This window comes from Pedomonas sp., assembly GCF_036515995.1.
In the GTDB taxonomy this organism is placed as follows: domain Bacteria; phylum Pseudomonadota; class Alphaproteobacteria; order Sphingomonadales; family Sphingomonadaceae; genus Pedomonas.
The window spans coordinates 1-20649 of sequence record NZ_DATBUP010000108.1 but is presented as its reverse complement, the minus strand read 5'-3'; the positions used below and the strand labels follow the sequence as shown (position 1 = coordinate 20649).

Here is a 20649-nt window from a genome sequence, read left to right as displayed (position 1 = left end):
GTCGCCGACGCCGGAAGCTATGTCTCCTATCTCGAAGGCTGCACCGCGCCCCAGCGCGACGAGAACCAGCTGCATGCCGCAGTCGTCGAGCTGGTCGCGCACGACGACGCCGAGATCAAATATTCGACGGTCCAGAACTGGTATCCGGGCGACAAGGAAGGCAAGGGCGGCATCTACAACTTCGTCACCAAGCGCGGCCTGTGCAAAGGTGCGCGCTCGAAGATTTCGTGGACGCAGGTGGAAACCGGCTCCGCCGTGACCTGGAAATACCCAAGCTGCGTGCTGGCGGGCGAGGAATCGGTGGGCGAGTTCTACTCGGTTGCGGTGGTGAACAACTACCAGCAGGCCGATACCGGCACCAAGATGATCCACATCGGCAAGAACAGCCGCTCGACGATCATCTCCAAGGGCGTGTCGGTCGGCCGGGGCCAGAACACCTATCGCGGCCTCGTGAAGGTGCTGCCGACCGCCGAGAACGTGCGCAACTTCACCCAGTGCGACAGCCTGCTGCTGTCTGACACGAGCGGCGCGCACACGGTGCCGTACATCGAGGTGCGCAACCCCTCGGCCCAGATCGAGCATGAGGCCACCACCTCCAAGATTTCGGACGACCAGCTGTTCTACGCCATGAGCCGCGGCCTTTCCGAGGAAGAGGCGGTTGCCATGATCGTCAACGGCTTCTGCCGTGAAGTGCTGCAACATCTGCCGATGGAGTTCGCCGTCGAGGCCCAGAAGCTGCTGGGCATCAGCCTTGAAGGCTCGGTGGGCTAAGAACTGCGGCGAAGATTTTGAACAGGAAGTAAGCTGATGCTTGAGATCAAGAACCTGCACGCCACGGTAGAAGGCAAGGAAATCCTGAAGGGTTTGAGCCTGTCCATCAAGCCGGGCGAGGTCCATGCCATCATGGGGCCGAACGGCGCGGGCAAGTCCACCCTCGGCTACACGCTGGCGGGCCGCGACGGCTATGAAGTGACCGACGGCTCCGTGGAGTTCGACGGCAAGGACCTGTTCGCGCTGGAGCCGCACGAGCGCGCCGCCGCCGGCCTGTTCCTGGGGCTGCAGTATCCGGTGGAAATTCCGGGTGTCTCGAACCTGACGTTCCTGCGCACCGCGCTCAACTCCCAGCGCAAGCTGCGCGGCGAGCCGGAAGTCTCCGCCGCCGATTTCCTCCGCCTCATCCGCGAGAAGGCAAAGGAGCTGGGCCTGGACGCCGAGATGCTGAAGCGCGCGGTCAACGTGGGCTTCTCCGGCGGCGAAAAGAAGCGCAACGAGATGGTGCAGATGGCCGTGCTGTCCCCGAAGCTGGCGGTGCTGGACGAGACCGACAGCGGCCTCGACATCGACGCGCTGAAGGTGGTCTCGCAGGGCATCAACGCCATTCGCGGGCCTGACCGGGCGATCCTGCTCATCACCCACTACCAGCGCCTGCTGGACTATGTGGTGCCTGACTACGTGCACGTTCTGGCAAATGGCCGCATCGTCAAGACCGGCGACAAGTCGCTGGCGCTGGAGCTGGAGCGCGAAGGCTACGCAACGGTGGCGGCATGACGGCTCCGTTCACCCTTCCCAGCAAGCACGAGGAAGCCTGGCGCTACAGCGACCTGAAGGCGCTGGAAGCGGCCATGATGCTGCCGGATGCGGCTGACGCGCCCGTCTCGGAGGCCCTGAGCCTGCGCGACGGTGAGACCCTTGCCCTGCCGCTGGAAATCAGCGCCGGCCGCGCCAGCGTCAGCCACAGCATCGCCGTGGCCGCGAACGCCACCGCGACCCTCAGCGAGAGCTTCAAGGGCGGTGGCTGGCTGAACCCGGCCACCACCATCCATGTGGGCGAAGGCGCGAGCCTGACGCACCACATCGGCCAGATGCGGGACGAGGCGGCGATCACCACCGCCCGCTACGATGTGGAAGTGGCCAAGAATGCCACCTACCGCGTGCACATCTTCAACACCGGCGGCCAGCTTGGCCGGGTGGAACTGGACATCCGCATTCATACCGGCGCGTCCGTCGATCTTGGCGGCGTGCTGCTGGCGGACGGCACCCAGACCATCGAACTGGTGACGCGCTTCCACCACATCGCGCCGGACGCCACCAGCCGCCAGACGGTGCGCTCGGTCGCCAACGGCAAGGCGACGGTGAGCTACCTCGGCAAGATCGTCATTTCCGAGGGCTCGCAGCGCATCGACGCCGAGCAGTCCTCCAAGGCGCTGTTGCTGGCCCGCACCGCGACGGCCAACGCCAAGCCCGAGCTTGAGATCTATGCCAACGAGGTGAAGTGCGCCCACGGCGCCACCGTCGGCGAGCTGGACAAGCGCGCGCTGTTCTACCTGGCCACCCGCGGCGTTGACCCGGCGGAAGCCAAGGCGCTGCTGACCGAAGCCTTCGTGGCGGACGCCATCGAGCCGATCGAGGACGAAGCCCTGCGCGACGCCTTCACCGAGGCCTCGGCCGCCCGCCTGCGGGAAATGGTGCGCGGGCCGCAGGCGAAGGGGCCTCAGGCGGAGGAGCTGCAAGACACCGGAGCCGGCGCATGACGAATTACCGTCCCCTGTTCCCGGTTCTGCTCGGCGAGCCCGAGCTGGTCTATCTCGACACGGCGGCGACGGCCCAGAAGCCCAAGTCCGTGATCGACGCGATCACCCGCGCCTATTCGCAGGACTATGCGACGGTGCATCGCGGCGTCTACCGGCGCAGCCAGACCATGACGGAGGCCTATGAGGAGGCGCGCGCCACGGTTGCCCGCTTCATCAATGCCAACTCTCCGTCCGAAGTGGTGTTCGTGCGCGGCGCGACCGAGGGCATCAACCTCGTGGCGCACAGCTGGGCCGCCGCCAACCTCGGCCCCGATGACGAAGTGGTGGTGACCGAACTGGAGCACCACTCCAACATCGTGCCGTGGCAGCTGGCCTCCGAACAGGCGGGCTTCGGCCTGCGCGTCATCCCGATTACCGAGACCGGCGACCTTGATTACGAGGCCGCCCAGAAGGTCATCACGGAAAAGACGAAGCTGGTTGCGGTCACCCACATCTCCAACGTGCTCGGCACGCTGGTGGACGTGAAGCGCGTTGCCGCCATGGCGCACGCCGTGGGCGCCAAGGTGCTGGTGGACGGCTGTCAGGCCGCGCCGCGCCAGATCGTGGACGTGCAGGACATCGGCGCGGACTTCTACGTGTTCTCCGCCCACAAGCTCTACGGCCCGACCGGCATCGGCGTGCTCTGGGGCAAGCTCGACATTCTGAACGCCATGCGCCCGTACCACGGCGGCGGCGCGATGATCGAGACCGTCACCTTTGCCCGCTCGACGTACCTGCCCGCGCCGCAGCGGTTCGAGGCCGGCACGCCGCACATCGTCGGCGCGCTGGGGCTGAAGGCCGCCATCGACTTCGTGACCGAAGTGGGCCTGCCCAACATCCAGGCGCACGAAGCCGAGCTGACCCGCGCCGCCATCGAGGCGCTGTCGCGCTTCAACTCGGTGAAGGTGCTGGGGCCGGGCCATCGTACCGGCATCGTCTCGTTCGTGATGGAGGGGGTGCATCCCCACGACATCGGCACCATATTGGATGAGGCGGGCATCAACATCCGCGCGGGCCACCATTGCGCCCAGCCGCTGATGGAGAAGCTTCACGTGGGCGCAACGGCGCGCGCCAGCTTCGGTATCTACAACACCCCGGCGGACGTGCAGCGTCTGGCCGAAGGCATGGAAAAAGTAGTGAGGATCTTCCGATGACTGGGGAAGAACCAAAGGCGTTCAAGGTTGAGGAAGTCACCGAGGCCCCGCCCCCGCCGGAGCGGCCGCGCCCCGTGGATTTCATCGAGAGCTTCCTGAAGGAAGAGAAGCCCGCCGTCTCCGCCGAGGAGCCGGGCGGCGATCTCTACGATCGGGTGCTCGATGCCCTGCGCAACATCTTCGATCCGGAAATTCCGGTGAACATCTACGACCTCGGCCTGATCTACGGGCTGGAGATCGACGAGGGCCACGCCGTCATCACCATGACGCTGACCACGCCCCACTGCCCGGTGGCCGAATCCATGCCGGGCGAGGTGGAAACCCGCGTGGGCGCGGTGCCGGGCGTCGGCTCTGTCGAGGTGAACCTTGTGTGGGATCCGCCCTGGGACCCGCAGAAGATGTCTGACGAAGCCAAGCTGGAACTGGGGATGCTGTAATGACCGACATGACCCCGAATACCTCTGCCAACTCTGGTGCGACTTCCGGTCTGAAACCGACCGTGAAGCCCCGCGCTGCCCGCCCGGCTGCCCTGACGGTGACCGAGCGCGCCGCCGAGCGCATTCGCGACCTGCTCGCCAAGCGCGAGACGCCCGCTGCCGGCCTGCGACTCACCACGCCGCAGAAGGGATGCTCGGGCCTGTCGTACAACGTGGATTACGTGGACGAGCCCAACCCGCTCGACGAAGTCGTCGAGACGCCGGGCGGCCGCCTCTACATCGACACGATGTCGCTGCTGCACATCATCGGCTCCGAAATGGATTGGCAGGAAGACATCTTCACGGCAGGGTTCGTCTTCACGAACCCCAACGAAAAAGGACGCTGCGGCTGTGGCGAAAGTTTTACCGTCTGATCACCAGACCGGTTACCGGCTCTCGAGCCGCACCCTCTCTCTGGCCCGCGCCGCATTGGCAGCGGGCCTTTTGCTTGCCCTGCTGGCAAGCCTCTCCGGCTGTGCCGTCACCAAGGTCGTGACCATCCCCGTGAAGGTCGCCGCAAAAACCGTCGAAACCGCCGTCGACGTGGTGGACTGAGGCGCGCCCACGCTGGCGCATCAAGCCTTCGGCTTTTGATTATGCAGGGGTCTCGGATCCCTGCACCCCGGAACGGGCAATCCGTCCCGGCAGCACCCGGCCAAACCAACCAATTCCCTAAAGTACTGTTAACTAAACGAAAAGGCTAACTTAACCTTTTGCCGCCCAAGCTGTGAGCCAGTAGCAACGAGTCTGTCTGACCTCGGCATGAACGGCCTTTGGGCTGATAACCGGAAATGCCAGACAGGCCTGATGAAAAGGCGACATCAATCATGGCCAACACGCCCAACGACCCGAACTCCACGCCCGGTGCGCACTTTCTCGATCACATGTCCGAGTTCATGGATGACCTGTCCACCATTCGCACGCTGGCAGAGAAGCTGGCCGCGAAGATGGAGGAGATGAGCAAGACCGCATCTGAATGCGGGCAGGACGCCTGATTCTCAATCCAGTCCGGCTCCGCAGCGTCGACACCGACGGGACGGAAAAGGCACCCACAGAAATTTCTGTCGGAACACGCCGTTCCCGCAAGAGGGGCATTTGAGGATCATGCCGGTAATGCCAAACAGGATGAAGACCAATACCGCCCATCTAGCGCCAAGACTCACCCCTACGACAAGCACGAGAGGTATGTAGAGCAGTACAATCAGCCAAGCGATCCGGTAACGGCTACAGTGCATGACTTTCATGCCTCTCTCGATCCTGTCGTCCTCAATCCCCATCCAGTGCGGCGTCGAGGTCGACGGGGCGGGTGAAGCGGATGAGCACGCCCTCCCCGGCGGCGACGTCGGCCCAGTTGTCCACGTCGAACTCCAGTTCCATGACGGCAGCGGTGGGCAGGAAGGCTTCCAGCAGGGTCATGAGGCGGTCAGGCCCGGTGCCGGCCAGCAACAGTCCCAGATCCTCGAAGCCGGGGTTATGGCCGACGAACATGACGCTGTCCCACTCGTCGGGCAGATCATGAATGAGGCTGAGCAGGGAATCGGCGGAGGCGAGGTAGACGCGCTCGTCCTCCATTTCGGTAAACTTGGAGCCGTAGCCCTCTTCCACCAGCGCCAGGGTCTCCAGCGTGCGCACCGAGGGGGAGACGACCACCCGGTCGAACCGCATGCCTTCGGTGCGCAAGTAAAGGCCCATGCGCGGGGCGGCGCGGCGACCGCGCTCGTCCAGCGGCCGGTCGAAATCACGTTGGGAAGGTTCGCCCCAGCTCGCCTTGGCGTGGCGGAGCAACGTCAACGATTTCACAAGCGGCCCTTAAAACCTGAAACACACCGTATTCCAGCTTATAGACCGAAGCCCGCCCGAACCCCAAGGCGGAACGGTGCGAATGCGACGCAAAAAGCGGCGCAACAGCCGAAAGGGCTGGTGCCAGAACGGCTGGTGCTAGGACGGCAGGCGCTTGAGCCGCGCCGCGGTTGCCCGCTCGATGGCGGCGGCGGCCAGCCGCTCGAGGCCGAGCGTGCCGCGCACGGCGTCGAGAACCTGGCGCTCGTCCTGATCCACGTCGCCGTCTGCGGCGGCCACCTCGCAGGCGAGGCTGTAGGCGGTCTCGCCCAGTTCCTCGGGGATGGCGGTCTGGAGGAGCCCCAGAACCGTGTCCAGCCCGTCATCCGTGTTGAGGATGCTGCCGCAATCACGGCTGAGGGGGATGAGCAGCTCGACGTTGAAGTTCTCGAACACCGGCCACTCCTTCACGATGCGGCCGATGGTCTGCATTTCAGGCGTGCCGATGCTGCCGTTGGACCCGGCAACGACAATCATCAGATAAACGAGCGCCGTATGGACGGAAACCGGCTGGCCGGTCATTTCCCCTCACTCCCTGGTGTGAATATGCCGGATATCGTAGGCGCGGCGTCAGGCTCAGGCAAGGCATCGGGCTGTTGCACCGGCTCGAGGAGCCCCGTCAGGTCCTCCGGCGCGCGGCCATCGAGGAACTTGTAGGTGCCCTCCACCGCCTCCAGCAGGGTGCAGCGCCGCACCGGCACTTCCGGCGGGAAGGCGGAGAGCAGGCGAGACGGCACCGCCGCGCCCAGCAGCACGAACACGCCCCGGTCTTCCGCTCGGCGGATGAGCCGCCCGAATGCCTGCGCCAGCCGCGCCCGTGTGACCAGATCATCATAGGCCGAGCCGCCGAACGCCGCGCGCCGCGCCGCGTGCAGGATGGTGGGACGCGGCCAGGGCACGCCCTCCAGCGCAACGAGGCGCAGGGAGTGGCCGGGCACGTCGACGCCGTCCCGCAGGGCATCGGTGCCGAGCAGGGAAGCGACGGGATCGGCCCGGAACATGTCAACGAGCGTGCCGGTGTCGATGGGATCCACATGTTGCGCCAGAATCGGCAGGCCCCGCTCCGCCAGCGGCGCGGCGATGCGAGCGTGCACCGCCTTCAGGCGGGCAATGGCGGTGAACAGCCCGAGCACGCCGCCGCCTGCTGCCTGAATGAGCGCCTTGTAAGCCCCGGCGAGCTGGCCGATGTCCCCGCGCTTCACGTCTGTGACGATGAACACCCGGGCGGCATCGGCATAGTTAAAGGGCGAGGGCGTCGAGAACCGCTTGGGCGGCATGGCCAGATGCTGCGCGCCGGTGCGCTGCTCGGCAACGCGCCAATCCGTCTCCATGATGGCTCCCTTGTCGCGCAGCGTAGCCGAGGTGACGACGACGCCGTGGGCAGGCTCCATCACCAGCCCCGAGAACGGCTTGGTGGGGTCGAGCCAGTGACGGTGCAGGCCGACATCGAACTCGCGCCCCTCGACCCGATCCAGCGCCATCCAGTCCACGAACTCCGGATCCGCCGCGCCGCCCAGCCGGGCCAGCAGGCTGATCCACGCCATGACGGTCTGACGGCGCAACCGGAGCCCGTTGGCGGTGCCTTCGATGCGGGTGCGCAGCGCGGTGTCCAGCCACTCGGGCCGTTCCTCCACCAACTCCAGCAGCCGCGCTTCCAGCTTGCCCATGGGCGTGGCGAGCCCGTCCAGCATCTGCTGGGCCTCGTAACCCGCATCCACCACGGCGGGCAGGAGGTTGGCGATCTCGGTCTCGACGCCGTAGCCCACGTCCTTGGCCTCGGCGCGGGCGAGCACCTGATGGCGCACCGCGCCCAGCAGCTTCTCGATGGGCCCTGAGGGCTCACCCTCCTGAATGCGGCCGAGCCAGCCTTCGGCCGGCAGGTCCTTCAGCTTGTCCAGAATATCGGAGAGCAGACGGGCGCTTTCATCATCGTGCAGCACCAGTTCGGACAGGCGCGCCTCGAGCCCGCGGCGGCGGCCCCGGGCGCGGGACTTCTCCGGCCCCAGCAGCCAGCGGCGCAGCTCCAGCCCCTCCGTGCCGGAGAGGTGAGCGGCAAAGGTGCTGTCCGCCGCGTCGAACAGGTGATGGCCTTCGTCGAACACGATGCGGGACAGGCGCTCGTTCTCCGCCTTGCCGCGCGCGGCGTTCACCATCACCAGCGCGTGGTTGGCGATGACGATGTCCGCCCCTGCCGTCTTGCGCGTCGCCCGCTCGATGAAGCAGCGGCGGTAGTGCGGGCATCCGGCGAACACGCACTCGCCGCGACGGTCGGTCAGCGCGTTGATGCGGGTGGTGCCGAACAGCGGCGTCAGCCAGCCGGGAAAATCCCCGCCGATCATGTCGCCATCGCGCGTGTAGCGGGCCCAGCGCATGGTGAGATGGGCGAGTATGGCGGCGCGGCCGGTAAACGCGCCCTGCACCGCGTCTTCAAGGTTGAGGAGGCACAGATAATTCTCCCGCCCCTTGCGCACCACGGTCTTGCGGGCGCGAAGCTGCGGGTCAGGGTACAGCCGTGCCAGCTCCGTATCCAGCTGGCGCTGCAGCGCCTTCGTAAAGGTGGAAACCCACACGCTGCCGCCGGATTTCTCCGCCCACAGGCTGGCCGGGGCCAAGTAGCCCAGCGTCTTGCCGGTGCCGGTGCCCGCTTCCACCAGCGCCACGTTGGGTGCGGCCTGCATCTCGCGCGGCTGGAAGGCGAAGGTTGCGGCCTCCGCATAGTCCCGCTGCTGGGGGCGTTCCTCCGCGCCCTTGCCCACCAGATGCTCGAGGCGGGCCAGCACGTCTTCCTCTCCCACCCGCACGTCGCGTGGCTTGGGCGGGGGCGGCGCATCTTCCCACTCCGGCAGGGCAAGGAACAGCGAGCGCTCCGCATGACGGGGCGAGGCCAGCCGCTGGGCGACCAGCGTCGACCACGGCCACTTCAGCCGCATCAGCGCCTGCGCGGACCCGTAAGCCCCCACCTTGTAGCGCCAGTTGGTGTCTTCCATCTCGGAGAGCAGCTTTTCGGCCGCCACCTGCAGAAACAGCGCTTCCTCCTCCGGCGTCACTGGCGACTCCAGTCCGAGCGCGCGGGCCATGCCTCTTGCGGTCGGCACGCAGAACTGGGCGGGGCGCACGAAGGCGAACAGCTCGAGCAGGTCCAGCCCGGAAAGCGCAGGGTAGCCGAGGCGCGATGCGGTGAGCGGCGCGTTCAGCAGAATGACCGGCGTGTCAGCGGCAAGGCGGATCGCCTGCCCCCGTGTGAGGGACTGGGGCGGGCCGTCTCCCTCCGCCATCCAGATGCCGACATGGGCGGCAACAAGCGTTGGATGGCGCAAGAGCAGCGCATTTCCGGTATGTGCGGGTTGATCGGTCATGGCAGGACCACTAATGACCGTCTCTTATGTTCACGACAACCACCGGAATGACAAGATGGACTCTCTGAAGGACGCAGCGCAGACGAACAAGGCCTGGGTGTTCGAGGAGGCCCGTAAACTGGTGGATCGTTACAAGGACGCGCCACCGGAGAAGGGCTACGTGCTGTTCGAGACCGGCTACGGCCCGTCCGGCCTGCCGCACATCGGCACCTTCGGCGAAGTGGCCCGCACCACCATGGTGATGCATGCCTTCTCGCTGCTCTCGGACCTGCCGACCAAGCTGATCTGCTTCTCCGACGACATGGACGGCCTGCGCAAGGTGCCGGACAACGTGCCCAACAAGGAGCTGCTGACCCCGGCGCTGGGCAAGCCGCTGACGCAGGTGCCCGATCCGTTCGGCACCCACCCGAGCTTTGGCGAGCACAACAACGCCCGCCTGCGCGCGTTCCTTGACGCCTTCGGCTTCAAGTACGAGTTCCTGTCCGCCACCGAATGCTACAAGGCGGGCCGGTTCGACGAGACGCTGCTGAAGATGCTGGCCAACTACGACGCGGTGATGAACATCATCCTGCCGACGCTGGGCCCGGATCGCCGCAAGACCTACTCCCCGTTCCTGCCGGTGTGCCCGAAGACGGGCATCGTCCTGCAGGTGCCGATGGTGGAGCGCGACGTGGAGGCCGGCACCGTCACCTACATCGACCCCAACGACGGCGAGCGCATGACCGTGCCCGTCACCAAGGGTCACTGCAAGCTGCAGTGGAAGGCGGACTGGGCGATGCGCTGGGTGGCGCTGGGCGTCGACTACGAAATGGCGGGCAAGGACCTGATCGACTCGGTCACCCTGTCGGGCAAGATCGCCCGCGCGCTGGGTGCCAAGCCGCCGGAGGGGTTCAACTACGAACTCTTCCTCGACGAGAAGGGCGAGAAGATCTCCAAGTCCAAGGGCAACGGCCTGACGATCGAGGAGTGGCTGACCTACGCCTCGCCGGAGAGCCTTGCGCTTTACATGTATCAGGCTCCGCGCAAGGCCAAGCGCCTGTACTTCGACGTGATCCCGAAGGCAGTGGACGAGTATTACTCGTTCGTCTCCGCCTTCCAGCGTCAGGAAGACGCGGAGAAGCTGGGCAACCCGGCGTTCCACATCCACACCGGCGCCGTGCCGCAGATCGAGCTGCCGATCTCGTTTGCGCTGCTGCTGAACCTGGTGGCGGCCGCCAACACGGACGATCGCGCCGTGCTGTGGGGCTTCATCTCCCGTTACGTGCCGGGCGCAACGCCCGAGACGCATCCGGAGCTGGACCGTCTCGTCGGCTACGCGCTGGCCTATTTCCGCGACCGCGTGGCCCCTACCCTGCAGGTGCGCGCGCCCTCCGAGCAGGAAAAGGCCGCAATGCAGAATCTGGTGACCCGGCTGGACGCCCTGCCGGCGGACGCCGATGCGGAGGCTTACCAGACCGAGGTGTTCGAGACGGGCAAGGCCCACGGCTTTGAAAACCTGCGCGACTGGTTCAAGGCGCTCTACGAGTGCCTGCTCGGCCAGTCTCAAGGCCCGCGCATGGGCTCGTTCATCGCGCTCTACGGCCGCGAGGGCATCAAGCGCCTCATCAGCGAGGCGCTGGCGCGGTAAGCGCCCGGCGCTCATTGCTGAACAGGACAGAAAAGGGAGCCGGGCCGGCTCCCTTTTCGTTTATGGGCGCGGCTTCAAAACCGGCTGAACCCCGCGGAAACCTTGCCGGATTTCCGCCGGGGCGGGCGCTGCTCCTGCGCCCGGATTTAGAATAGAATGAGAATAGGCTTAAAAATCATAATCCTAATTGATCCGTATTAGCTCCGGTGCGTTCTTTTCCCCGGTGCCTTGGGGCTGGCGATGCCGGCCTCAGCCCTGTTGGTAGCAAGCATCTGGGGTTGCAATGCAAAAACTTGCTGTACGTTTGGGCGGCCAATCGGTGCGTCCGCTTCTGGACGCCATGAATCCTGGCGACTGGAAATTGGATATCGCCTCCCTGCCCTGCGGCGAGATCGGCGTGCTGTATGCGCCTGGCCAGCAGAGCGTTGCCCTGACCAACGCAGGCATCGGCCCCGGCCTTCAGCGGCTGGAGAACGGCGACGTTATTGCCTGGAGCGGCTTGCCGCTGGCACCCAACCGCAAGCTGTGGGTGCCGCGCGCCTCCGACCTGCCGGACGTCGCTCCGCGGCTGGACGGCACCTTTGCTGCCATCGGCTGGTCCGCAGCCACGCAGCAGCTTTATGTTGTGACCGACTTTCTGGGCCTGCAACCCATCTATGTGGGCGATCCGCAAGGCCACTGGACGGCCGCCACCGAAACCAAGGCGTTCCCCTACACGCCCGACCCGGCGGGCTGGGGCGGCTTCATCTCCTGCGGCCACGCCATCGGCCGGGGGTCCATGACCCTCCATGCCGAACGACCCCGACCGGCCACCATCCTGACCGTGACGCCCGGCGCTCCGGGCTCGGGGTCTCCGGCAAAGGTGGAGACCACCCGCTACTGGCAATTCCCGACGCAGGGCACGAAGGAGCCCTCTGCCGAGGAAGCGGTGGACGCGCTGCTGGAGAACGCCGCCGCCTATCAAGCCGTGGCGGAGGAGAACGTGTGCCTGCTCTCGGGCGGGTTCGACTCCCGGCTCATTCTGGGCCTGCTCTACCGGATGCAGGTGGAGCAGCGCCGCGCCCTCATCCTCAGCCATGACGACGAGGACGCGGATCTGGACGGCAGGCTCGCCCGCATGGTTGCCCGCCGCACCGGCACGCCGGTCAGCACCTACCAGCCGGACCGGGATTACTTCTCCAGCGCCGATTACCTGGATTACGTGTGGGGCATCGATGGCGCGACGCCCAACCTCTACCTGTTCATCGCCCAGCTCTCCGGCGGCCTGTCGAACACGGGTGCGATCTGGGAGGGGCTCATCCCCGCCATGGCGTTCAAGAGCATCCAGCGCACCGAGGAGGGCAGCTTCGCCGCCTTCCGCCAGCAGAAGTGCAAGCCGGTGCCGGAGGTGATCCAGATCTTCAAGCCATGGGCGCGCCAGATGTTTCTGGATGCGTTCGATGCGGAGTTCGAGCGCACCCGGAGCTTTTACCCCGACTCGCCCCACGGCATGTGGCAGTGGGTGATCGACAACCGGATGCGCCACCGCATCGGCGTCAACCCGACCAAGGTTTACGCCAACTACGCAACGCCGCTGATGCTTGGCGCTTCCCGCCGCCTGTGGGACATCACCGCGCCCGCGCCCTATGACCAGCGCCACAGCCGCAGCCTCTACCTCGACGTGTTCCGCACGCTCGCCCCGGAGCTGGCGCGGGTGCCGTTCTATTCGGGCGGCGTGCTCCACCGGGCGGATTCGCCGGCCATGCTGTTCGCCGCCTGCTACTACGGCCAGCGCATGTGGAAGGCGATTGCCAGGAACCAGCGCATCGCCCGCCGTCTGGGCGTGGCGAAGCACTACGGCTTCGCGCCATCCAGCTTCGTGCGCCACCCGGCCCTCTATCAGGAGGACGACGACATGCTCGACATGGACGTGGTCCGCCGCGCCGAGACGGATGAAGCGCTGCGCAAGCATGTGGGCAAGCAGCTGTTCCACTGGCGCACCACCCGCTGGGTGCACGAGAACCGGCTGCACGAAACATTGCTGGGAGACAGGAACGCCAGCCGACTGGCAGCCTGAGCCAGCGTTTTTCCGCAGATCTCCCGCCGCCGGGTTCAACCGGCGGTTCATCGCAACGCGCCCTTCGCAAAAAATGTGAGGGCGTGGTAGGTCTGTTTGCCCAAGTTGAGCGTTTTACTGTCAAGCTTCGCCTCCGGCGGGGCTTTCCTTACCTGTGCACAGCAGCCTGAGAACGCCATGCAGAAACTTGCCGTACGCCTGAGCAGCCAGCCGGTTCGACCCCTTCTGGAACGGATGGACCCCGGCGGATGGGTTTACGACACCGCAGCCTTTCCCAGCGGCGAGATCGGCGTCATCCATGCCCCTGTCACCCATGGCCAGGGGGACCGCACGGCGCTGATGCAGCGCACCAATACCGGGCCGGGCCTCATCCGGCTGGAGAATGGCGACATCATCGCGTGGAGCGGCCTGCCGCTGGCCGAAGGCCAGAAGGTGAAGCTGACCGCCGCGCGGGACCTGCCGAAACTGGCTCCCGAGCTGGACGGCGTGTTCGCCGCCATCGGCTGGTCGGCATCAGAGGGCAGGCTCTACGTCATCACCGATTTCCTCGGCCTCCAGCCGGTTTACGTGGGCGATGACGGTCAGGGCGGCTGGATGGCCGCCAACGAGACCAAGGTGTTTCCTTACACGCCGGATGCCGCAAGCTGGGGCGCGTTCATCGCTTTCGGGCAGAGCATCGGCCGCTCGACGGCAACCCAGCATGCCGAGCGGCTGCGTCCGGCAACCGTGCTGGCGATCACCCCCGGCCTGCCCGGGGTGGAGGGCGCCAACCGGCAGATCGAGACCAGCCGCTACTGGGAGACGCCGGACGAAGGCTCCGAGCCGCCGACGCGGGCCATCGTCGAGCTGCTGAAGGACAACACCGCCGCCTATCATGGCCTTGTGGACGACAGCGTGTTCCTGCTCTCGGGCGGGTTCGACAGCCGCGCCATCTTCGCCGCGCTGCACGAGCTGGGCGTGAAGGAGAAGAAGGCCCTCATCCTCAGCCACTACGAGGAAGACGCGGACCTCGACGGCAAGCTGGCCGCGCTGGTGGCCCGCCGCACCAACACGCCGATCGACTACCGCCAGCCGGACCGGGACTTCTTCTCGTCCACGGCGTACCTCGACTACATCGACGCCATCGATGGCGGCACGCCCAACCTCTACATGTTCATCGCCCAGCTTTCCTCGGTCATCCAGCACTGCGGCGCGGTGTGGGAGGGGCTGATCCCGCCCCTGGCGCTGCGCGCGCCGCTGCAGACCGGGGACGGCTCGTTCGAGACCTTCCACAAGACCATGTTCAAGACCGGCGGCGAGGCGGTGAAGATCTTCAAGCCGAGCGTGCGAACCGCCTTCCGCGACGCCTTCGAGGCCGAGTTCGAGCGGACGAAGACCTTCTACCCCAACCAGCCGCACGGCGTGTGGCAGTGGGTGGTGGAGAACCGGATGCGCAACCGCACCGGCGTCAACCCCACCAAGGTTTACATCAACCATGTGACGCCGCTGATGGTGGGCGCGTCCCGCCCGTTCTGGAAGCTGGCGGCGACCATTCCGTTCAACCGGCGGCGGGACTACCACTACTACGTGGACGTGTTCCGCACCCTGACGCCGGAGCTGACCCGCATTCCCTTCTCCTCGGGCAGCGTGCTGCACCGGGGCGATGCGCCATGGCTCACCTTCAAGCGCTACAAGGCGATTCAGGACATCTGGCGCGCGGTGCAGCGCCGCCCGCGCCTCGCCAAGCTGCTGGGGCTGGATCAGGAAATGTACTTCACCCCGTCCCGCTATGTAGGGCACGCCGCCCTCTACCGGGAAGAGGATGATCTCCTCGATATGGACGTGGTGCGCCGCGCCGAGACGGACGATGCGCTGCGCGAGCAGGTGGGCAAGCTGCTGTTCCATTGGCGCACGACCCGCTGGGTACACGAGAACCGGCTGCACGAAACGCTGGAAGCGGCCTGACCCAGGGGGTCTGCACCCGCGCAAGCGAAAAAATGCACAGGCATTTGATACCTTTGGGGAACTTGTGCGTTTAAGCCCTGGGCTTCGCTTCCGGCGAAGCCTGGCCGTTACGCGCGCAGCTACCCCGAGGGACAAATGCAGAAACTTGCCCTGTGTCTGGGACACCGGCCGGTCCGCCCCATGCTTGAAATCATGGATCCGGGCGGCTGGACCATTGACGCTGCCGCTTTTCCGGGCGGCGAGATCGGCGTCATCCATGCCCCTGCTAGCCAGACCATGGACGCTCGGACGCAGCCGCTGGCGCGCACCGGGACCGGCCCCGGCCTGCTGCGCCTCCAGAACGGGGACATCATCGCCTGGAGCGGCCTGCCGCTCGGCGAGGGGCAGATGCTCAAGCTGACGGCGGCCAGCGACCTGCCCAGGCTCGCGCCGACGCTGGACGGCATCTTCGCCGCCATCGGCTGGTCGGCGGCGGAGCAGAAGCTCTATGTGGTCAACGACTTCCTCGGCCTTCAGCCCATCTACGCCGGGGACGACGGCGAGGGTGGCTGGATGGCGGCCACCGAAACCAAGGCTTTCCCCTACACGCCCGACCCTGCCGGCTGGGGCGCGTTCATCATCCTCGGCTACCCCATCGGCCGCGCCTCGCTGACGCAGCATGCCGAGCGGCTGCGCCCGGCGACGCTCATGACCGTCAGCGCGGGCCTGCCGGGCATCGAAGGCTCGAACCGGCAGATCGAGACCAGCCGCTACTGGCATATGCCCGAGGAAGGGCCGGAGCCCGCGCCCGAGGCAGCAGCCGATGCGCTGAAGGCCAACACCGCCGCCTATCAGGCGCTGACGGACGCCAATGTCTGCCTGCTCTCCGGCGGGTTCGACAGCCGCATCATCCTTGCCGCCCTTCACAAGCTGGACGTGAAGGGGCGGCGCGCGCTGATCCTCGACCACTCCAACCTCGATGGCGATCTGGACGGCAAGCTGGCCCGGCAGGTGGCCCGTCGCACCGACACCGCGATCCACTATCGCCAGCCGGACGCCGCGTTCTTCTCGTCACGGGAGTACCTTGAGTATGTGCGCTCGATCGACGGCTCGACGCCCAACCTTTACCTGTTCATCTCTCAGCTGGCCTCCAACCTGAAGGGCAGCGGCGCGGTGTGGGAAGGGCTGATTCCGGCGCTGGCCCTCTCCACGCTGCAACAGGTGGGCGACGGCAGCTTCGACGCCTTCGCCAGGCAGAAGTTCAACACCAAGACCCCGGCCGTGCAGGCGTTCAGGCCCGCCGTCTGGCGCAGCTTCGTTGATGCCTTCCATGCGGAGTTCGAGCGTACGAAAGGCCTTTACCCCGATACCGCCCACGGCATGTGGCAGTGGATCGTCGAGAACCGGATGCGCAACCGCGCCGGGGTCAACCCGACCAAGGTCTATGCCAACCATGCAACGCCGCTGATGGTGGGCGCCTCCCGCCGCCTGTGGGAAACCGCCGCGCCGGTGCCGTTCCGACGCCGGCAGGACCACAGCTTCTACCTCGACGTATTCCGGGCGCTGTCACCGGAGCTGACACAGGTGCCCTTCTATTCCGGCGGCACCATGCACCGGGGTGATGCGCCGTGGCTGGCTTATACCGCCTGCCGGGCGACCCAGAAGGGCTGGCGCGCCATCGCGGCGCGGCCACGCCTCTCCCGCCTGCTGCGCGTGGGGCAGAAATTCGGCTTTGCGCCCTCCCGTTTCGTTCGCCATCCTTCCCTTTACGAGGAAGAGGACGACATGTTGGATATGGATGTGGTGCGTCGCGCCAGGGAAGACAGCGAGCTGCGCAAGGTGATCGGCAAGCAGCTGTTCCACTGGCGTGCTGCGCGCTGGATTCATGAAGACCGACTTATCTCCACGCTTCAGGAGGCTTGACCCTTATGCTTACAACCAGCCGCTTCCTGCTCTGGCTGCCCAAGACCGGACATGCTGACTCGCCCGCTGCCGAACGGCGCTGGCGCAGCGCTGCCGAACACGCCGGGCTGGAACCGCTGGCATGGGGCCCGCTGCAGCTTGCTGTTGCAAGCCCGGTGCACCGCAATCCGGCCCAGCCTCCCGTCAACACCGTGATCGACGCCTTTCCGCTGCGCGTCCCTCATCTGCCCACCCCCGCCGGGCCGGTGGACGCAGACTGGGCCGAGGAGCACGCCCAGGTGTTCAACATGCTGCGCTGGGACGGGCGGCAGCTAACGCTGGAATCAGACGCCGTTGGCCTGAAGCCCGCCTACTGGGCCGAGACCGAGACCGGCTGGCTGTTCAGCTCCACCATCACCGACATTCTGGTGTGCGAGCCCTCGCTGGCCCAGCCGCTCGATCCCCTTGCCGTGCAGTTCCTGTTCATCGGCCGCGCCACGTGGGAAGACCGCACCCTGCACCAGCGGGTGAAGCGGCTGGCCAGCGGCGCGGTCTATCGCTGGACGCTCGAGGAGGGCCTGAGCGTCACCCGGGAGCGGCGCTGGGTGCTGCCGGAGGCGGACCCGGCCATGACCTTCGAGACATTCAGCCGGGAGATGGACAGCCAAGTCAATCGGCTGATGGACGGCATGCTCGGCTCCAACCCCGAGCCGCTCGCCCTCTCCCTGTCCGGCGGGTACGACTCCCGCCTGCTGGCCGCCATGACGGTGGAGCGGGGCCATCGCCCGCTCTCCATCACCTTCGGCGCGCCCTACACGCGCGAGGCCCGCGCCGCTGCCGAGATCGCCCGGCTGCTCGGCCTGCCGCACCGTTCCCTGCCCTACCGGGACGACATCATCCTCGGGCAACTGGACCAGCTGACCGGCTGGCTGGAAGGCTGCTGCGACCTCTCCACCGGCCAGATGAGCGCCGTGGCGGACTTCCACCTGCCGCCGGTGCGGATGATCCAGGGCTTTGCCGGGGACCTGATCGCGGGCTCCTTCGCCTCGCGCGTGAAGGCGGGAGACGACACCTCGCACGAGGCCATGGCCCGCTCCATCCTGAAGTACTACGTGCCCACCGGACCGGATCTGGGACGCCTGCTCGGCATCACGGTGGACGAGGCGGCGCTGACCGCCAGCATCCGCGCCGAGCTGGGCGACGACTGCGCGCCGATTCCCGCCTTCTGGCGCTGGGGCTGGGAAGACCATGTGCGCCGCTACACGGCGGGCATTCTCTCCGCCTCCCAGCCGTGGGCCGATCTGCTGATGCCCTATTACGACCGGGACTATGTGGCCTTCTGGTCGCGCGTGCCGGTGTCAGGGCTGGTGGATCGCAAATGGTTCAAGCGCTGGTTCGCGGGGCGCTTCCCGCAGCTTGGGCAGGTGCCCCACCCCGAGCACCACGCGCTGATTGCCCAGCAGCAGCCCGCCCGCGCGCTGGAGTGGATGGAACAGCGCCTGTTCAACACGGCGGCGCGGTTCTTCGGCAGCAATCGCGTCGATCAGGCCATGCGCGCCATCGGCCGCAGCAGCTACATCTATGACGGCCCGAACCTTACCTCGCGCCGCCATCAGGCCCGGCTGTTCGAACGGCTGGAAGCGTTCCGCCCGGCGCTGCGCCAGCAGCTCGGCCTGACACTGGCACCGGGTTACACCCAGGCCCTGCCCGACCGGCGCGGCCGTACCACCCAGACCGCCCGCCTGCTGCTGACGCTGGGAGCCTATGCGGATCATCTGCAGCGGGCGTTGGCCAGCCCCGGCGCGCAGGTGCGCCACGAAGGCAACAGCAGGGTGGCGGATGTCCTGGCCACCCCGCTCGTTGCTCCTCAGGCGGCGGAGGCCGTGCGCTCCTGAGACTGCGGGAGGACGGACACCTCTCCGTCCTCCGCCCAGCGCGCATAGCGAGACAGGGCCCAGAAGCGACGCAGCGTGTGCAGGCCGTCGTAGTAGAGCTTGCCGTCCGGGAAGCAGAAGCCCAGCAGATTGGGCGGCACGTCCAGCCCGAAGCGCGCCTTCAGCGCCGGAGCCGAGGCGGTGACTTCCTGCGCCATGCTGCGGCGGATCTCGTCCGTCTCTCCGCCATAGGAGATGCGCATGATGTCCGGGTGCGGCTGCTCCCGGCCCATGAGCTTGTACGCCCGCTCCTTCAGGTCCATCACCCGGTCCCGCGCGAACTTGTGCAGGATATCCTTCAGCGCAGGGGTGATGGCGTAGTTGGCGCTGGGGTGGGGGATCGTCGCCACCACCGGGAAGTGCAGGATGAACAGGGTGCGCAGCAGCGTGCGGCCGATCTGCGCGAACATGGACTGGTTCAGCCACAGCTCCATGAACGCCCGGTCATAGAACGGATAGAAGGGCGCGAACCGCGGCCCCAGAATCTCCGCCTGGCTGGCGGTGAAGCGCCGCTGCCGGTTCATGCAGGTCCACAGCATGGCAGACTGGTAGAGCGTCGGCGCGGGCTGGAGATCCTCGTAGACCGTCTGGCGCAGCTGATCGAGCGGATAGGAAATACCCGCCGCCTCTGCCGCCTTCAACAGCGTGGGATAGGCGTAGCGCCGCGCAATGGCATCGGCCAGCGCATCCTTGCTGGTGAAGGCATCGTCCCGAAGGCTGGTGACGAACGAGCCGCTGATCGCATCCCCCAGAAAGCCGTGCATGATGGCGGTGCCGTCCGCCTCGGGGATCGCCAGCAGGTTGGCGATGTGCAGGACGTGCGGGTCGATCTGCCCCTGCAGGATCTCGAAGTTCATCGGCATGCGCGAGCGCAGCATGTCTTCGGGATACTCGACCTTGCGCAGCTCCAGCCCCAGCCGCTGGGCGATCTGCCGCGCCGCCCAGTTCTCCTGATGGTGCGGCTCGCCGTAGGTGTAGGCCGTGGGCCGGTGCCCCATGTCGCGGAACGCCGCGCCGATGAGCCGGGAGTCGAACCCGCCGGAGAGGGCCAGCACCGGCATGGTGGGATGCCAGGCCAGCTTGCGGTTGATGGAGTCATAAATGGTCTGCTTCAGCGTGTCGGCGGCAACGCGGGGGTGCTCGTCCGGATCGCGGCGGCCGAGCCAGACGCGCAGCCCTTCGGCGTGTAGAGCCGGGCCGCGCTCCTCGGTCCATTCCACCCAATCGCCTGCCTGCAGCCGCTCCACACCACCCTCCAGCGTGCGCCGCCCCATGGGCGAGAGCATGATGAAGTACTCCAGCAGCGGCAGCGTGCTGTTCAGCGGCTCCGGCGGGGCAACAAGGCGCAGCAGGTCCACGCGGTTGGACAGCCACCAGCCGTCCGGGCGGCGGCGCAGGTAAACCGGGCGAATGGCAAGCAGATCACCCGAGACGAGCAGCGTGCCCGGCCCGTTCTCCCGGATCTCGGTGAAGACCTGAAGGGCGTCCTGCAGATCCTCGAAGCTCATGGACTTGGACCAGCTGGCCGTGCGGGCATGGCTGCCAGGTACCGTGTCCACCAGCCGCAACGGGCCGCCCTTGCGCGCTGCCTCCCGGTCAAAGAGCAGCGTCCAGAGGCGTGCACGACCGAACGGCACCTCGGTGTAGCCGGTTGGCAGGTTGGGAACGGTCTTGCCCGCAGGGCCATCAGGATGAGGCAACCAGGCCAGCCAGCGATCCGTTATCAGCATTCCTACACCCTTCTGGATTTGGCGATCGCCTCAACAGTCTAGGGCGGTCCGGCGAGCAATCCAGAGATTTGCGCTAAGCCAC

General features: G+C 66.6%; 17 protein-coding genes. 13 read left to right on the top strand and 4 right to left on the bottom strand.

What is annotated here, in order from left to right; genetic code table 11:
- The 8 genes from sufB to VIG90_RS08115 form a co-directional block, all read left to right on the top strand.
- Nucleotides 1-771: Fe-S cluster assembly protein SufB (sufB, locus tag VIG90_RS08150; RefSeq protein ID WP_331592993.1), on the top strand; the 771-nt coding region annotated here is incomplete at its 5' end.
- A gap of 36 nt (nucleotides 772-807) precedes the next feature.
- The gene (sufC, locus tag VIG90_RS08145; protein ID WP_331592992.1) at nucleotides 808-1548 is read left to right on the top strand and encodes a Fe-S cluster assembly ATPase SufC; all 741 of its coding nucleotides are present in this window, start codon (nucleotides 808-810) and stop codon (nucleotides 1546-1548) included.
- On the top strand, nucleotides 1545-2531 hold the full coding sequence (locus VIG90_RS08140) for a SufD family Fe-S cluster assembly protein (protein WP_331592991.1): 987 nt from the start codon (nucleotides 1545-1547) through the stop codon (nucleotides 2529-2531). Before sufC ends, VIG90_RS08140 begins: the two co-directional genes overlap by 4 nt.
- Nucleotides 2528-3724 (top strand): cysteine desulfurase, encoded by a 1197-nt coding sequence (locus VIG90_RS08135; RefSeq protein WP_331592990.1) that lies wholly within the window; start codon nucleotides 2528-2530, stop codon nucleotides 3722-3724. The genes VIG90_RS08140 and VIG90_RS08135 overlap by 4 nt, the downstream gene beginning before the upstream one ends.
- The gene (locus tag VIG90_RS08130; RefSeq protein ID WP_331592989.1) at nucleotides 3721-4161 is read left to right on the top strand and encodes an SUF system Fe-S cluster assembly protein; all 441 of its coding nucleotides are present in this window, start codon (nucleotides 3721-3723) and stop codon (nucleotides 4159-4161) included. The genes VIG90_RS08135 and VIG90_RS08130 overlap by 4 nt, the downstream gene beginning before the upstream one ends.
- Nucleotides 4162-4169: 8 nt before the next feature.
- Complete coding sequence (locus VIG90_RS08125) at nucleotides 4170-4574, top strand: iron-sulfur cluster assembly accessory protein (RefSeq protein ID WP_331592994.1); 405 nt, start codon at nucleotides 4170-4172, stop codon at nucleotides 4572-4574.
- On the top strand, nucleotides 4552-4755 hold the full coding sequence (locus tag VIG90_RS08120) for a DUF6726 family protein (protein ID WP_331592988.1): 204 nt from the start codon (nucleotides 4552-4554) through the stop codon (nucleotides 4753-4755). The genes VIG90_RS08125 and VIG90_RS08120 overlap by 23 nt, the downstream gene beginning before the upstream one ends.
- 272 nt (nucleotides 4756-5027) lie before the next feature.
- A complete protein-coding gene (locus VIG90_RS08115; RefSeq protein WP_331592987.1) occupies nucleotides 5028-5195 on the top strand; it encodes a hypothetical protein in 168 nt (55 codons plus the stop codon).
- Nucleotides 5196-5466: 271 nt separating this feature from the next.
- Here VIG90_RS08115 and VIG90_RS08110 read toward each other — a convergent pair whose 3' ends face one another.
- The 3 genes from VIG90_RS08110 to VIG90_RS08100 all read right to left on the bottom strand — a co-directional run bounded on the left by VIG90_RS08110 (nucleotide 5467) and on the right by VIG90_RS08100 (nucleotide 9395).
- Entirely contained in the window at nucleotides 5467-6000 is a 534-nt protein-coding gene (locus tag VIG90_RS08110) for a histidine phosphatase family protein (protein ID WP_331592986.1), read from the bottom strand.
- Between the two features lie 138 nt (nucleotides 6001-6138).
- Nucleotides 6139-6561, bottom strand: coding sequence for a tellurite resistance TerB family protein (locus VIG90_RS08105; RefSeq protein ID WP_331592985.1), 423 nt, complete (start codon nucleotides 6559-6561; stop codon nucleotides 6139-6141).
- Nucleotides 6558-9395, bottom strand: a complete 2838-nt coding sequence (locus VIG90_RS08100; protein ID WP_331592984.1) for an ATP-dependent DNA helicase — start codon at nucleotides 9393-9395, stop codon at nucleotides 6558-6560. Before VIG90_RS08100 ends, VIG90_RS08105 begins: the two co-directional genes overlap by 4 nt.
- 13 nt (nucleotides 9396-9408) lie before the next feature.
- Between VIG90_RS08100 and VIG90_RS08095 the strand changes: the two genes are divergently transcribed.
- From VIG90_RS08095 to VIG90_RS08075, 5 genes are all read left to right on the top strand, one after another.
- Entirely contained in the window at nucleotides 9409-11022 is a 1614-nt protein-coding gene (locus VIG90_RS08095; protein WP_331592983.1) for a lysine--tRNA ligase, read from the top strand.
- A gap of 283 nt (nucleotides 11023-11305) precedes the next feature.
- Complete coding sequence (locus VIG90_RS08090) at nucleotides 11306-13078, top strand: asparagine synthase-related protein (protein ID WP_331592982.1); 1773 nt, start codon at nucleotides 11306-11308, stop codon at nucleotides 13076-13078.
- 177 nt (nucleotides 13079-13255) lie between these two features.
- Nucleotides 13256-15022, top strand: a complete 1767-nt coding sequence (locus tag VIG90_RS08085; protein WP_331592981.1) for a hypothetical protein — start codon at nucleotides 13256-13258, stop codon at nucleotides 15020-15022.
- Between the two features lie 135 nt (nucleotides 15023-15157).
- Nucleotides 15158-16924 carry a hypothetical protein gene (locus VIG90_RS08080; protein ID WP_331592980.1) on the top strand — a complete coding sequence of 589 codons (1767 nt, stop codon included), beginning with the start codon at nucleotides 15158-15160 and terminating at the stop codon, nucleotides 16922-16924.
- Between the two features lie 5 nt (nucleotides 16925-16929).
- On the top strand, nucleotides 16930-18798 hold the full coding sequence (locus VIG90_RS08075) for an asparagine synthase-related protein (protein ID WP_331592979.1): 1869 nt from the start codon (nucleotides 16930-16932) through the stop codon (nucleotides 18796-18798).
- Here VIG90_RS08075 and VIG90_RS08070 read toward each other — a convergent pair.
- Nucleotides 18771-20567 carry a hypothetical protein gene (locus tag VIG90_RS08070; RefSeq protein WP_331592978.1) on the bottom strand — a complete coding sequence of 599 codons (1797 nt, stop codon included), beginning with the start codon at nucleotides 20565-20567 and terminating at the stop codon, nucleotides 18771-18773. The genes VIG90_RS08075 and VIG90_RS08070 overlap by 28 nt on opposite strands.
- Between the last annotated feature and the right edge of the window lie 82 nt (nucleotides 20568-20649).

Excerpts from the sequence above, each read along its gene's own strand:
- sufC (WP_331592992.1), top strand. The coding sequence starts at position 808 with ATGCTTGAGATCAAGAACCTGCACGCCACGGTAGAAGGCAAGGAAATC.
- VIG90_RS08140 (WP_331592991.1), top strand. The coding sequence starts at position 1,545 with ATGACGGCTCCGTTCACCCTTCCCAGCAAGCACGAGGAAGCCTGGCGC.
- VIG90_RS08135 (WP_331592990.1), top strand. The coding sequence starts at position 2,528 with ATGACGAATTACCGTCCCCTGTTCCCGGTTCTGCTCGGCGAGCCCGAG.
- VIG90_RS08130 (WP_331592989.1), top strand. The coding sequence starts at position 3,721 with ATGACTGGGGAAGAACCAAAGGCGTTCAAGGTTGAGGAAGTCACCGAG.
- VIG90_RS08125 (WP_331592994.1), top strand. The coding sequence starts at position 4,170 with ATGACCCCGAATACCTCTGCCAACTCTGGTGCGACTTCCGGTCTGAAA.
- VIG90_RS08115 (WP_331592987.1), top strand. The coding sequence starts at position 5,028 with ATGGCCAACACGCCCAACGACCCGAACTCCACGCCCGGTGCGCACTTT.
- VIG90_RS08105 (WP_331592985.1), bottom strand. The coding sequence starts at position 6,561 with ATGACCGGCCAGCCGGTTTCCGTCCATACGGCGCTCGTTTATCTGATG.
- VIG90_RS08100 (WP_331592984.1), bottom strand. The coding sequence starts at position 9,395 with ATGACCGATCAACCCGCACATACCGGAAATGCGCTGCTCTTGCGCCAT.
- VIG90_RS08095 (WP_331592983.1), top strand. The coding sequence starts at position 9,409 with ATGACCGTCTCTTATGTTCACGACAACCACCGGAATGACAAGATGGAC.
- VIG90_RS08090 (WP_331592982.1), top strand. The coding sequence starts at position 11,306 with ATGCAAAAACTTGCTGTACGTTTGGGCGGCCAATCGGTGCGTCCGCTT.
- VIG90_RS08085 (WP_331592981.1), top strand. The coding sequence starts at position 13,256 with ATGCAGAAACTTGCCGTACGCCTGAGCAGCCAGCCGGTTCGACCCCTT.
- VIG90_RS08080 (WP_331592980.1), top strand. The coding sequence starts at position 15,158 with ATGCAGAAACTTGCCCTGTGTCTGGGACACCGGCCGGTCCGCCCCATG.
- VIG90_RS08075 (WP_331592979.1), top strand. The coding sequence starts at position 16,930 with ATGCTTACAACCAGCCGCTTCCTGCTCTGGCTGCCCAAGACCGGACAT.
- VIG90_RS08070 (WP_331592978.1), bottom strand. The coding sequence starts at position 20,567 with ATGCTGATAACGGATCGCTGGCTGGCCTGGTTGCCTCATCCTGATGGC.